The sequence below is a fragment of the Streptomyces spiramyceticus genome (assembly GCF_028807635.1).
Classification (GTDB): Bacteria; Actinomycetota; Actinomycetes; order Streptomycetales; family Streptomycetaceae; genus Streptomyces; species Streptomyces spiramyceticus.
The window spans coordinates 4,395,088-4,407,793 of the sequence record NZ_JARBAX010000001.1; the positions used below are offsets into that span (position 1 = coordinate 4,395,088).

Below are 12,706 nucleotides of genomic sequence, written 5' to 3' on the forward strand. Positions count from 1 at the left end.
GGGCATGGCCGAAACACCGCTTGACCTCGCCCTGGACGCCCCCACGCTGACCGCCCGGCTCGTCGACTTCCCGTCGGAGAGCGGCACCGAGAAGGCACTCGCCGACGCCATCGAGGAGGCGCTGCGCGCACTGCCGCACCTCACCGTCGACCGGTACGGCAACAACGTGGTGGCCCGTACGCACCTGGGGCGGGCCGAGCGGGTCATCCTGGCCGGGCACATCGACACCGTCCCGATCGCCGACAACGTGCCGTCCAGGCTCGACGAGAACGGCATCCTGTGGGGCTGCGGCACGAGCGACATGAAGTCGGGCGTCGCCGTGCAGCTCCGTATCGCGGCGACCGTCCCCGAGCCCAACCGCGACCTCACCTTCGTGTTCTACGACAACGAAGAAGTCGCCGCCCACCTCAACGGCCTCGGCCACATCGCCGACGCCCACCCCGACTGGCTCGCGGGCGACTTCGCCGTACTCCTCGAACCCTCCGACGCCCAGGTGGAGGGCGGCTGCCAGGGCACGCTGCGGGTGCTGTTGCGCACGGCGGGCGAGCGGTCGCACTCGGCGCGCAGTTGGATGGGCTCCAACGCCATCCACGCGGCCGCGCCGATCCTGGCCCGGCTCGCGGCGTACGAGCCGAGGCGTCCCTTGATCGACGGCCTGGAGTACCGCGAGGGCCTCAACGCCGTAAAGATCGAGGGCGGTGTCGCGGGCAACGTCATCCCCGACGCCTGCACGGTGACGGTCAATTTCCGGTACGCGCCCGACCGCAGCGAGGACGAGGCGCTCGCGCACGTACGGGAGATCTTCGCGGACTGCGGCATCGCCGAGTTCGTCGTGGACGATCACTCGGGCGCGGCCCTGCCCGGTCTGTCGCACCCGGCCGCCGCGGCGTTCATGGCGGCGGTGGGCGGCTCCGCGCGGCCCAAGTTCGGCTGGACGGACGTCTCGCGCTTCAGCGCGCTCGGTGTGCCCGCGGTCAACTACGGCCCCGCGGACCCGCTCTTCGCCCACAAGCGCGACGAGCATGTGGCCGTTGAGCGCATCACGCACTGCGAGGAACGACTCCATGCCTGGCTGACTGCCTGAATTTCACTTTTCGCCACGTCTGTGGACCTACCCTGACCGGACAATGTTCGGCAGCGGAGGGAGTACGGCATGACGATTCCTGAAGAGGAGCGGACCCCGGACGAGCAGCGACTGGGTCCGGTGCTGCGCCGCCGCGATCAGATCCAGGCCGGCACCACGGACCAGCGGCTGCTGGACACCGAGGGCGATGCCGACTGGGTGCACACCGACCCGTGGCGGGTCATGCGAATCCAGTCGGAGTTCGTCGAGGGCTTCGGCGCACTCGCCGAACTCCCCAGCGCGATCAGCGTCTTCGGCTCCGCACGCACGGTTCCCGGCTCTCCCGAGTACGAGGTGGGCACCCGGCTCGGACGAGCCCTGGTCGAGGCCGGCTTCGCGGTGATCACGGGCGGGGGCCCCGGCGCGATGGAGGCGGCGAACAAGGGCGCCCGAGAGGCGAACGGCATCTCGGTCGGCCTCGGCATCGAGCTGCCCTTCGAGCAGGGCATCAACCCGCATGTCGACATCGGCGTGAACTTCCGCTACTTCTTCGTCCGCAAGACGATGTTTGTGAAGTACGCACAGGGCTTCGTGGTCCTGCCGGGCGGCCTGGGCACGCTGGACGAGCTGTTCGAGGCCCTCACCCTGGTCCAGACCCGCAAGGTGACGCGCTTCCCGATCGTGCTGTTCGGTACGGAGTACTGGGGCGGGCTCGTCGACTGGCTGCGCGACACGGTGATCGCGCAGGGCAAGGCGTCGGAGCGGGACCTGCTGCTGTTCCACCTCACGGACGACGTGGACGAGGCGGTTGCCCTGGTGTCGAAGGAGACGGGCAGGTAGGGAACGCCGGACGGGCTGGAAATCCAGCCCGTCTGGGGGTCCCCCCTGGACGAAGTCCTTGGGGGAGTTTGAGGACCGGGGTCTGGGCGGAGCCCCCCCCCACGCGGCGGCAGCCGCAAAATGTCACAGCGGGAAGGGGGGTAGGGGAACAGCCCGCCGCAGGCCCACCCGCACCGCACCCGCCCCGCCGTACGCACCGCACGCGCATCGCCGACTACATCAGTCCGCGCCGCGCCACCGTCGGCGCCCGGTGGCCCGCAATCGCCGCCACCATGTCCAGCACCTGCTTCGTCTCCGCGACCTCGTGCACGCGATAGACCTGCGCCCCGAGCCACGCCGAGACGGCCGTCGTGGCCAGCGTGCCGATCACCCGTTCCTTCACCGGCTTGTCGAGCGTCTCGCCGACGAAGTCCTTGTTGGACAGCGAGACGAGCACCGGCCAACCCGTTTCCACCATCTCGCCGAGCCGCCGCGTCGCTTCGAGACTGTGCCGGGTGTTCTTGCCGAAGTCGTGCCCCGGGTCGATCAGAATCGCGTCGCGCCGCACCCCGAGTTTCTCCGCGCGCGTGGCCAGCCCGACCGTGACGTCGAGAATGTCCGCCATCACGTCGTCGTACTCGATCCGGTGCGGCCGCGTCCGCGGCTCCGCGTGGCCCGCGTGCGTACAGACCAGGCCCACATCGAAACGGGCCGCCACCTCGGCGAGCTTCGGGTCCACCCCGCCCCATGCGTCGTTCAGCAGATCCGCGCCCGCCTCGCAGACCGCCTCGCCGACGTCGTGCCGCCAGGTGTCGACGCTGATCACCACGTCCGGATGCCGCCTGCGGACCTCGGCCACGAAACCGACCGTCCGCCGCGCCTCCTCAAGGGCGCTCACCTCTTCGCCCGGACCGGCCTTCACGCCGCCGATGTCGATGATGGCAGCGCCCTCCGACACCGCCTGCTCGACGCGGGCCAGCGCAGGCTCGTCGTCGAAGGTCGAACCCTGGTCGTAGAAGGAATCCGGGGTCCGGTTCACGATCGCCATGATCACCGGCTCGTGCGCTCCGAACTCGCGCCGTCCCAGCCTGAGCACCGTGTTTCCTCCTCGCATCGGTCGCCTGCGACCTTAACTGTCAGTGCCGCATGGCACGATCGGGACTGGACAGTTTCCGCTTTGTGCGTGCCCCGGGGAGACGCTCGTGTTCTTGTTCTTGGTTGTGGCGATGGTCGTGGTGGTCGCCGCGGTCACCCTCGCCGTGGTGGGCGGAGGCGGCAGCGACAGCGGTGGCGTTCTGCCGGAAACGGCACCCGAGGAGTTCGTGGACCCGCTGCCCGTGACACGCCCTGTGGGCCGGGCGGACATCGAGGCGCTGCGCCTGCCGATGGCGCCCCGGGGGTACCGGATGTCCGACGTCGACGACGTGCTGGGCAGGGTGGGCGCGGAGCTCGCGGAGCGCGACGCGCGGATCGCGGAGCTGGAGGCCGCGCTGGCGGGCGTCCAGGCAAGAGCGGTCGGCGGCCGGGGCCTCTTCAGGGACGCGTCGGACGAGGAGCCGCAGTCATGACGGCGGTGACGGTGGGCGGCGCCGTGGCAGGCCCGGACGGCGGCCTGCGCTGCCCGTGGGGCCTGGCCACCGAGGAGTACGTGGCGTATCACGACGAGGAGTGGGGCCGCCCGGTCCACGGCGACGACGCGCTGTACGAACGGCTCTGCCTGGAGGCGTTCCAGTCCGGCCTGTCCTGGCTGACGATCCTGCGCAGGCGCGAGGGCTTCCGTACCGCCTTCGACGGTTTCAAGATCGCTTCGGTGGCCGCCTTCACGGACGCCGACGCGGAGCGCCTGCTCGCCGACCCGGGCATCATCCGCAACCGCGCCAAGATCGCCGCGACCCTCGCCAACGCCAGGACGCTCGCCGACTGGCAGGCCGGCGAGCTCGACGCCCTCATCTGGTCGTACGCCCCGGATCCCGCGACGCGCCCGGCGCCCCGCACAATCTCCGACGTCCCGGCGGTCACCCCCGAGTCCGTCGCGCTGTCCAAGGCCCTCAAGAAGCGCGGCATACGCTTCGTGGGCCCCACTACCGCGTACGCGCTGATGCAGGCGTGCGGCCTGGTCGACGACCACCTCGCGGAGTGCGTGGTGCGCGGCGGGGCTTCCTAGGGCTCCCGCCGCGGTTCCAGCTCCTAGCGGCCGACGTACTTCGCCTTCTCCTTGGCGATGAAGGCCTCGACGGCGATGGTGTGGTCCTCCGACGCGCCCGCCTTCGACTGGAGTTCGTCCTCCTTTTCGAGGGTCTCGCTGAGGCTGTGAGCCGTGCCGTACGCCATGGACTCCTTGATCGCGGCGTACGCGAGGGTCGGCCCCTCGGCCAGGGCGCGGGCGACGGCGGCCGCCTCCGTGGCCAAGTCATCGGCCGGGACGAGCTTGTTGGCGATGCCCAGGTCGAACGCCTCCTGCGCGGAGATGGAGCGCGGGAAGAGCAGCAGGTCGGCGGCGCGGCTCTGGCCGATCAGGCGCGGCAGCGTCCAGGAAACGCCCGAGTCGGCGGTCAGAGCGACGGCGGCGAAGGCCGTGTTGAAGGCGGCGTTGTCTGCTACGACCCGGTAGTCGGCGGCGAACGCGAAGCCCGCCCCGGCGCCGGCGGCGACCCCGTTGACCCCGGCGACGACCGGCTTCGGCATCTCGGTCAGGGCCCGCACGATGGGGTTGTAGTGCTCGCGCACCGTGTTCATGGTCTGGCCCGTGCCCGCCTCGCGGTCGGCGGCGAGCGAGGCGGTGTGCTCCCTGAGGTCCTGGCCCACACAGAAGGCCCGGCCGGTGGCGGTGAGCAGGACCGCCCGTACCGCGGAATCGGCGGCTGCGGCCTGCACGGCGTCCCGTAGTGCGACCTTGGCCTCGGTGTTCATGGCGTTCATGGACTCGGGACGATTGATCGTGATCGTTGCGAGTCCGTCGGTCACCTCGTAGAGCACGGTGTCGGCCATCAGTAGATCCCCTTTTGCGGCTCGGGCGGGCATGTCCAGCTCAGCATGGCGGAAGATCACCGGGCGTGAACATGTGACCTGCGTCAAACAAAGTGGGGTCCCTGAGTGGCCGACGGCGGCGAAGTATCGCAGGCGGACTGCCGAAATGAGGGGTTATGGGAGAGCGCGTTGCACAAGCGATGCCGACCGATGTTGGTCATTGGGTCCTGCGATGCGGGATAATGACCTGGAAGCAATGTGTTCGATGCCGGTGACACCTGGGTTGTCGGCTGCGATGAGCTGGTTTCAGGAAGGGGAACGAGCATGGCGGCCATGAAGCCGCGGACGGGCGACGGCCCGCTCGAGGTGACCAAGGAGGGGCGGGGCATCGTCATGCGCGTTCCGCTCGAAGGCGGCGGTCGACTTGTCGTCGAGCTGACTCCGGATGAGGCCGATGCGCTCGGCGACGCTCTGAAGAAGGTCGTCGGCTAGAAGCGGAAGCGCCCGAACTTTCCACTGCCCCGGCACGCGTACAGCGTGCCGGGGCAGTGGTGTGTCGCCCTCCCGAAATGCTGATGCCCGCCGGGTTAGGGCGTGTCCGGCGGATCATGCCTGGGCCGCGGGGCTTGGTGCGCACATCTGCGGCGTTGTCGTCACTCTTCCCCAAGCTCTCGGCTTCGCTCGAGCAGGGGAGGCCCCAATCGCTCCGCGTCGACTCCCTCCTCCGCCTTGCAGCTGCACGCACCAAGCCCCGCTCACCAGCACCGAGAACACGCCGCACCCTGAAGCCGGCCTGATCCGCCGGACACGCCCTAGGCGCGGAGTACCGCGCACAGCAGGCCGTCGCCCACCGGGAGCAGGGACGGGACCAGCCGCCGGCTCTCCCGTACGGAGCGCAGCAGCTCCCGCAGGCGCAGCACCTCCGCAGGCTGGGCCGCGGAGTCGACCGTACGGCCGTCCGCGAAGACACCCTCGAAAACGACGATTCCGCCCGGTCTGAGCAGGCGCAACGATTCAGCGAGATAGTCCATGCACTCGAGCCGGTCCCCGTCGCAGAAGACGAGGTCGTAGCCGCCGTCCGCGAGCCGTGGGAGCACGTCCAGGGCGCGGCCCGGAATGAAGCGAGCCCGGTTGCCGGCGAAGCCTGCCGCACGGAACGCCTCGCGGGCGAACTGCTGCCGCTCCGGCTCCGGGTCGACGGTGGTGAGTACGCCGTCCGGCCGCATGCCCTGCAGCAGATATATGCCGGAGACGCCGGTGCCCGTACCGATTTCGGCGACCGCCTTGGCGTCCGCCGTGGCAGCGAGCAGCCGCAGGGCACCGCCGGCGCCGGGCGAGACCGAGCGGAGCCCAGCGTCCCGCGCCCGATCACGAGCCCAGTGCAGGGCTTCGTCCTCGGCGACATAGGCGTCGGCGAACGCCCAGCTCGTCTGCCGGTTGGCGGTAATGGGCCTCTCCTGTCCCCGTAGTTGGCGCAACCGTGACTGTATCCGCTGACGTCGGGAACCCGCAGATGGGACCGGGCGTTATGACGGCAGGGGGAGAGATGAATCAGGACCGAGTGCGGGTTCCAAATTCACGTAAAGATGCTTATCCGGAGCTAACGGGCGAGGTGGCTATGGTAGGGGCTCCACTGGACACCACCAGAGCCGACAGGGGAGGTGCGGCTGCGCCTGTGGATCGGGGTGGAGTGCTGCGGCGCTTTCTCAGATCGGCGGGTGAGCCGAAATCCGTGACCGACATTGCTGACCGCGCCCATGGCCTCAACGGCTCCGCACAGACCGCGACCTTCGCCTCAGATGCGGAATCTCAGGCGTGGACTCCGCCCACATGGGAGGAGATCGTCAGCACGCAAAGTGGCCGCGTTTACCGCCTCGCTTACCGTCTGACCGGAAACCAGCACGATGCCGAGGACCTCACCCAAGAGGTTTTCGTCCGTGTCTTCCGCTCGCTGTCGACCTACACGCCCGGCACTTTCGAGGGCTGGCTCCACCGCATCACGACCAACCTGTTCCTGGACATGGTCCGCCGCAAGCAGCGGATCCGCTTCGACGCGCTCGGCGACGACGCCGCCGAGCGGCTGCCGAGCCGTGAACCGTCCCCGCAGCAGGTCTTCAACGACACGCACTTCGACGCGGACGTGCAGCAGGCGCTGGACACTCTCGCGCCCGAGTTCCGTGCGGCCGTCGTGCTCTGTGACATCGAGGGGCTTTCGTACGAGGAGATCGCCGCGACGCTGGGCGTCAAGCTCGGCACTGTACGCAGCCGAATCCACCGGGGCCGCTCCCATCTGCGCAAGGCTCTGCAGCACCGGTCTCCCGAGGCCCGTGCCGAGCAGCGTTCGCTTGCGACGGTCGGCACGGGTATCCCGGTGGTGGGCGGAGAGGGCGGAGCCGAGTGAGTGGCACCCGACCCACTTCTGCCGAGCAGCACCTGGGGGACCGGCTGGCCGCCCTGGTGGACGGTGAGCTGGACCACGACGCCCGCGAGCGTGTCCTGTCGCACTTGGCGACGTGTGCCAAGTGCAAAGCAGAGGCCGACGCCCAGCGCAGGCTGAAGAGCGTCTTCTCGACCACCGCACCGCCGCCGCCCTCCGAGGGCCTGCTCGCACGACTCCAGGGCCTGCCCGCCGGTGGCCCCGGGGGCGACGACGGCGACGACGGAAACCTGTTCGGCCGCGGAACCTTCGGGAACGGAGTCTTCGGCACGGACACCCCGAGGGGGAGACCCGGTGGCGTCTTCTACATGCCGACCGGGGGGCACGCCCTTCCGGCCGCCGCGTCCGAGCGGGGCTTCCGCATCCATGACGTGGGCCGCGCGGAGGCGGAGCGTTCGGGCGGACGGGGGCGGCGGTTCGCCTTCGCGGCGGCCAGTGCGGTGTCGCTCGCGGCGTTCGCGCTCGGCGGCGCCATGCCGCTGGGATCAGGGGGTGAGACCAATGCCCGAGGCGGAGCCTCGGGCAACAACGTCACGCCGCTGCGTACGCCCACCACGGCCGCCGCTGCCACGGAAAGCACCAGCCGCCGCAGCGAGCGCGGCGGCCTGCTCGCGGCATCCGGCGAACGTCCCGCAGCAGCGCCCAGTTCGGTCAACTCCACCGCCGCTGTGCCGTCCAGATACGTAGAAGTGGGCATGGGTACGGGCCCGGTCCAGCCACTGACGCATCCGTTCTCGGCGCCTCTGCTGAGCGGCGCGGCCCCGCTGCCGCTGATACGTCCGTCGGTTTCGTCTCTGCCGTTCAGTCATGCCCCTCATCGGAAACCGCCGGTGTCGTTCTCGCCGTCGGCAAGCCAGTTGGCAGCTCCGTCCCAGTCCGGGCTGCCTGTTTCGCCCTGACGTCCACCGGCCACTGCGCGGCCATTCGCAAACCTGGTTGAATCCATGGAGGGTGCCCCCACGGGGCACGGACAACGAGGTGGCACTGCCCGAGCGGCGTGCTCGTGGGTTGCGGGGAGAGCATGGACGAGGGCAAGCCCGCTGGGTCGAAGGCGAAGTGGTGGAGCCGTCCCGCAAGGACGGTCAACCGCTCAACGGATGCCCCGGAGGCGGCAGTTCATGCCGCCTCCGACGACCAACCGGATCAGCCGGACCATGAAGTGCACGCGCCGGACGCGCCCCGGGAGACCGGAGCCGCGGAGCCGGTCGCGGCCGCGTCGCCGGACCGCATAGCGCAGCAGTCCCCGGAGCAGCAGTCCCCCGAGCAGCACGTCCCCGAGCAGTACGCCTCCGAGCCCGGCGGGCGGACGCGGCCGCAGCCGCTGCACGCGCCCGATCCGTACGGGACACCGCCCTACGGAGGCCCAGGACCCTGGGCGCCCGCGCCGCCCGTGCAGCGGCCGGTGCCCACCCCGCCGCAGGGCACGTTCGTACCGCCGGGCGCCCGCGCCTCGAACGGCGCCGGTACAGCCGGGCCCGCGCACGCCCCCCTGCCGGTGTCCCCGCCGCACAACCAGCAGCCGCACCAGCCGCACCACCAGCCTTCGCAGTGGCTTCAGTACGACCCCTGGGGCACCATCCAGCAGCCGCTGACCCACCCCGGCGCTCCGGGTGGCGCCCCGAAGAAGAAGGGGCGCGGGGCCCGCCTGTTCGTCGGGGCGCTGCTGATCGCGCTGGTCGCCGGAGGCATCGGCGGCGGCGTCGGGGCGTACATCGAGCGCAACGGCGGCATCACCCGCGTCGAGCTCCCGCAGGCCGCCAAGGCGGACGGCAAGGCGCGTCCCGCCGACAGCGTCGCGGGCATAGCCGCCAGCGCTCTGCCGGGCGTCGTCACGCTGCACGTCAGCGGCGCGGGCGAGCAGGGCACAGGCACCGGCTTCGTGCTCGACGCCCAGGGCCACATCCTCACCAACCACCACGTGGTGGAGCCCGCCGGCGCTTCCGGCAACATCACCGTCACCTTCAGCCGCGGCGAGACCGCCAAGGCGAAGGTGATAGGCAAGGACAGCGGCTACGACCTGGCCGTCGTCCAGGTGACCGGCGTCGACGGCCTCCGGCCGCTGCCCCTGGGCAATTCCGAGAACGTGCAGGTCGGCGACCCGGTGGTGGCCATCGGCGCACCCTTCGACCTCCAGAACACCGTGACCTCCGGCATCATCAGCGCCAAGGAACGCCCCATCACCGCGGGCGGCGAGAAGGGCGACGGCAGCGACGTCAGCTATGTGAACGCGCTCCAGACCGATGCGCCGATAAACCCGGGCAATTCCGGCGGCCCGCTGCTGGACGGCAAGGCCAACGTCATCGGCATCAACAGCGCCATCCGCGCCGCGGGCAACGGCACGGGCCTCGAAGGCGGCCAGGGCGGCAGCATCGGCCTCGGCTTCGCGATACCCATCAACCAGGGCAAGCGAGTGGCCGAGGAGCTGATCAACACGGGTAGGGCGACCCACCCGGTGATCGGCGTAACGCTCGACATGAAGTACACGGGCGACGGCGCCCGCGTCGGCACCAAGGGCGCCAAGGGGCCGGCCGTGACACCCGGCGGCGCCGGCGCCAAGGCCGGGATCCAGCCGCGCGACATCATCACCGAGGTCGACGGGCAGCGGGTGCACAACGGCCAGGAACTGATCGTCAAGATCCGCTCCCACCGCCCCGGCGACCGCCTGGAGCTGACCGTGGTGCGGGAGGGCGAGGAGCGGTCCGTCGCCGTCACGCTCGGCTCGGCGGACGGCACGTGAGCGAGCGCACAGACGTCCACATGGGTGTCGCGTGAAGGTACCGGCCGGACAGATTGGGCGGGTACCGTGGACCGGGCCCGGACCGAAGGAGCAACAAGGTGTTCAGTGACATAGGCGCGCTAGAGCTGGTGACGCTGGTGGTCCTTGCTGTGCTCGTCTTCGGTCCGGAAAAGCTTCCGAAGCTCATCCAGGACGCCTCGGCGACGATCCGTAAGATCCGCGAGTTCTCCGAGAGCGCGAAGCAGGACATCCGCTCCGAACTGGGCCCGGAGTTCAAGGATTTCGAGTTCGAGGACCTCAACCCCAAGAATTTCGTCCGTAAGCAGCTCATGGACAACGACGATCTGGGGCTGAAGGAGATCCGCAGCAGCTTCGATCTCAAGAGCGAGATCGCCGAGGTCGCCGACGCCGTGCACGGCCGCGACAGCGATTCGGGTTCGGCCGGGCGGGCCAATCTGTCGAAAGAATCGGCGGGCACTCCCGACCTCCTGAAGAAGCGTGAAACGCCCGCTCAGAGCGAGCGTCCGCCCTTCGACGCAGACGCCACCTGAGACCAGGCAATCCAGACGAGCCGCACCAAGGTGGCTATCCTCCATCTGTCCGGTCAGAGGACGCCCGAGGGGGGCGGGCCCGCTCCGGACGCTACGGATCGAGGAGGCGGCCGGATAGATGGAGACCACGAGTCGGGTCGGAGCGCAGGGAGCATCCCTGGCGCCAGGCACATCCACAGCGGAGGGGGTGCCAGTAGCCCGGCGTACGGTCGATGGCTATCTGCGCGCAACGTTCCCCTGGTACGGGCTGGACGAGGCCTTCACCGGGCCGCGCTGGCTGATGCAGGTGGGCATGGCGGCGGACGGCACCGTCCAGCACGGTTCGACGGGGCACGGCGAGGAGCCGTCGATACGAGTGGATGACGGCCAGGAGAAGGAACGCTTCGCGGTCGTCGTCACCGTCGCGAGCAGCCCGGTGCGGCGCAGTGGCGACGGTACGGGCGTACTGGAGGCCACGTCGGTGTCCTCCGCGGCCTGGCTGGCCGGTTCGGGCCTGCTGTCGTCCACCTGGCCCGCGTCGCTGGACCACACGCTGCGGGACGACTGGCTCGACCAGCAGACCGAGGCCGCGTTCGAGCTGGCCGATGACCTGGAGGGGTCTGAGTGGTCGGCGCTGTCGCTGCCGGTGGACGGGGTGCCGACGCCGTTCCACTACCGGGAGTCGGAGTTCGGGTGGGTGCTTGCGGGGTCCACGCAGTCCGGGGTGCATTTGGGGGCGTACGGGCGTGGGATGAGTGCGTACGGGTTGGGCTTCTCGGTTGTTGAGGACATCTCGGCCTACGCGGCGCAGTAGGGCGGCGCAGGAGTACGGCAAAGGGGGCGTCGCTCGGTGAGCGGCGCCCCCCTCGCGTAAGCAGGTGCGGGTCAGTGGTCGGTTGTGCCCACCCGTTCCTCCCCCAAGGACTTCGTCCAGGGGGACCCCCAAGCGGAACGAATGCCCACAACGGGGGGTGGTCAGGTCAGAACTTGTTTCTCGGGGTGATGCCCAGGGACATGCCCGACAGGCCCCGGGCTCGGCCGCCCAGCTTGCCCGCGATCGCGCGCAGTGCCGCGCCGGCCGGGGAGTCCGGGTCGGACAGCACGACGGGCTTGCCCTCGTCGCCGCCTTCCCGCAGGCGTACGTCGATGGGGATGGAGCCCAGCACCGGCACGTTCGCGCCGGTCGTCTTCGTCAGTCCCTCGGCGACCCTCTGGCCGCCGCCGGTGCCGAAGACGTCGACGATCTCGTCGCAGTGCGGGCACGGCAGGCCCGACATGTTCTCGACGACGCCGACGATCTTCTGGTGGGTCTGTACGGCGATGGATCCGGCGCGCTCGGCGACCTCGGCCGCGGCCTGCTGCGGCGTCGTCACGACGAGGATCTCGGCGTTCGGTACGAGCTGCGCCACCGAGATCGCAATGTCGCCCGTGCCCGGCGGCAGGTCGAGGAGGAGGACGTCCAGGTCGCCCCAGTAGACATCCGCCAGGAACTGCTGGAGTGCCCGGTGCAGCATCGGGCCGCGCCACACCACCGGGGCATTGCCCGGGGTGAACATCCCGATGGAGATGACCTTCACGCCGTGCGCCGACGGCGGCATGATCATGTTCTCGACCTGGGTCGGACGGCCGTCCGCACCCAGCATGCGCGGCACGCTGTGCCCGTAGATGTCCGCGTCGACGACGCCGACCTTCAGGCCGTCCGCCGCCATCGCCGCGGCCAGGTTGACGGTCACCGAGGACTTGCCGACGCCGCCCTTGCCGGACGCCACCGCGTACACACGGGTCAGCGATCCCGGCTGGGCGAAGGGGACCTCGCGCTCGGCGGTGCCGCCGCGCAGCGCGCCCGCGAGCTCCTTGCGCTGCTCGTCGCTCATCACGTCGAGCTCGACGGAGACGCTTGTCACACCCTCGACGCGCTCGACCGCCTCGCGCACGTTCTTGGTGATGGTCTCGCGCATCGGGCAGCCGGAGACGGTGAGGTAGACGGCGACAGCAACCGCACCGTCTGCCCCGATCTCGACCGATTTGACCATGCCGAGGTCGGTGATCGGTTTGTGGATCTCGGGGTCGTTCACTGTCGCCAGTGCTTCACGCACCGCGTCTTCCATAGCCATACGCCGATGGTACGGCGCTTACTGCCGCACCGGGAAAGG

At 70.0% G+C, this 12,706-nt stretch carries 14 protein-coding genes; 10 read left to right on the forward strand and 4 right to left on the reverse strand.

The features are described from left to right. The first annotated feature begins 4 nt into the window (after positions 1 to 4). A complete protein-coding gene (dapE, locus tag PXH83_RS20255) occupies positions 5 to 1,084 on the forward strand; it encodes a succinyl-diaminopimelate desuccinylase (RefSeq protein ID WP_274561797.1) in 1,080 nt (359 codons plus the stop codon). A 69-nt stretch (positions 1,085 to 1,153) separates the two neighbouring features. Next, positions 1,154 to 1,903, forward strand: coding sequence for an LOG family protein (locus tag PXH83_RS20260; protein ID WP_274561799.1), 750 nt, complete (start codon positions 1,154 to 1,156; stop codon positions 1,901 to 1,903). Positions 1,904 to 2,117: 214 nt separating this feature from the next. On the opposite strand, the gene folP is transcribed toward PXH83_RS20260, so the two are convergent. Continuing rightward, a complete protein-coding gene (gene folP, locus PXH83_RS20265; RefSeq protein ID WP_274561801.1) occupies positions 2,118 to 2,978 on the reverse strand; it encodes a dihydropteroate synthase in 861 nt (286 codons plus the stop codon). A gap of 106 nt (positions 2,979 to 3,084) precedes the next feature. Here folP and PXH83_RS20270 point away from each other — a divergent pair, with 106 nt between their 5' ends. After that, entirely contained in the window at positions 3,085 to 3,450 is a 366-nt protein-coding gene (locus PXH83_RS20270; protein ID WP_274561803.1) for a DivIVA domain-containing protein, read from the forward strand. Further along, entirely contained in the window at positions 3,447 to 4,046 is a 600-nt protein-coding gene (locus tag PXH83_RS20275; RefSeq protein WP_274561805.1) for a DNA-3-methyladenine glycosylase I, read from the forward strand. Before PXH83_RS20270 ends, PXH83_RS20275 begins: the two co-directional genes overlap by 4 nt. Before the next feature lie 23 nt (positions 4,047 to 4,069). Here PXH83_RS20275 and chcB read toward each other — a convergent pair whose 3' ends face one another. Continuing rightward, on the reverse strand, positions 4,070 to 4,870 hold the full coding sequence (gene chcB, locus PXH83_RS20280; RefSeq protein ID WP_274561807.1) for a 2-cyclohexenylcarbonyl CoA isomerase: 801 nt from the start codon (positions 4,868 to 4,870) through the stop codon (positions 4,070 to 4,072). Between the two features lie 303 nt (positions 4,871 to 5,173). Between chcB and PXH83_RS20285 the strand changes: the two genes are divergently transcribed. Next, positions 5,174 to 5,341: a DUF3117 domain-containing protein gene (locus PXH83_RS20285; RefSeq protein WP_003966491.1), complete on the forward strand. Its 168-nt coding sequence runs from the start codon at positions 5,174 to 5,176 to the stop codon at positions 5,339 to 5,341. Positions 5,342 to 5,661: 320 nt separating this feature from the next. Here the strand turns inward: PXH83_RS20285 and PXH83_RS20290 are convergent, their stop codons facing one another. After that, a complete protein-coding gene (locus PXH83_RS20290; protein ID WP_274561808.1) occupies positions 5,662 to 6,327 on the reverse strand; it encodes an O-methyltransferase in 666 nt (221 codons plus the stop codon). Between the two features lie 140 nt (positions 6,328 to 6,467). Between PXH83_RS20290 and sigE the strand changes: the two genes are divergently transcribed. The 5 genes from sigE (at position 6,468) to PXH83_RS20315 (ending at position 11,367) form a co-directional block, all read left to right on the forward strand. Next, positions 6,468 to 7,250 (forward strand): RNA polymerase sigma factor SigE, encoded by a 783-nt coding sequence (sigE, locus tag PXH83_RS20295; RefSeq protein ID WP_274562917.1) that lies wholly within the window; start codon positions 6,468 to 6,470, stop codon positions 7,248 to 7,250. Beyond that, positions 7,247 to 8,185, forward strand: coding sequence for an anti-sigma factor family protein (locus PXH83_RS20300; protein ID WP_274561810.1), 939 nt, complete (start codon positions 7,247 to 7,249; stop codon positions 8,183 to 8,185). The genes sigE and PXH83_RS20300 overlap by 4 nt, the downstream gene beginning before the upstream one ends. A 122-nt stretch (positions 8,186 to 8,307) precedes the next feature. Beyond that, positions 8,308 to 10,023 (forward strand): S1C family serine protease, encoded by a 1,716-nt coding sequence (locus PXH83_RS20305; RefSeq protein ID WP_274561811.1) that lies wholly within the window; start codon positions 8,308 to 8,310, stop codon positions 10,021 to 10,023. Positions 10,024 to 10,121: 98 nt separating this feature from the next. Beyond that, positions 10,122 to 10,574: a sec-independent translocase gene (locus tag PXH83_RS20310; RefSeq protein ID WP_274561812.1), complete on the forward strand. Its 453-nt coding sequence runs from the start codon at positions 10,122 to 10,124 to the stop codon at positions 10,572 to 10,574. 118 nt (positions 10,575 to 10,692) lie between these two features. Continuing rightward, on the forward strand, positions 10,693 to 11,367 hold the full coding sequence (locus tag PXH83_RS20315; RefSeq protein ID WP_274561813.1) for a hypothetical protein: 675 nt from the start codon (positions 10,693 to 10,695) through the stop codon (positions 11,365 to 11,367). Positions 11,368 to 11,533: 166 nt separating this feature from the next. Here PXH83_RS20315 and PXH83_RS20320 read toward each other — a convergent pair whose 3' ends face one another. Next, a complete protein-coding gene (locus PXH83_RS20320; protein WP_274561815.1) occupies positions 11,534 to 12,667 on the reverse strand; it encodes an Mrp/NBP35 family ATP-binding protein in 1,134 nt (377 codons plus the stop codon). Positions 12,668 to 12,706: the final 39 nt, after the last annotated feature.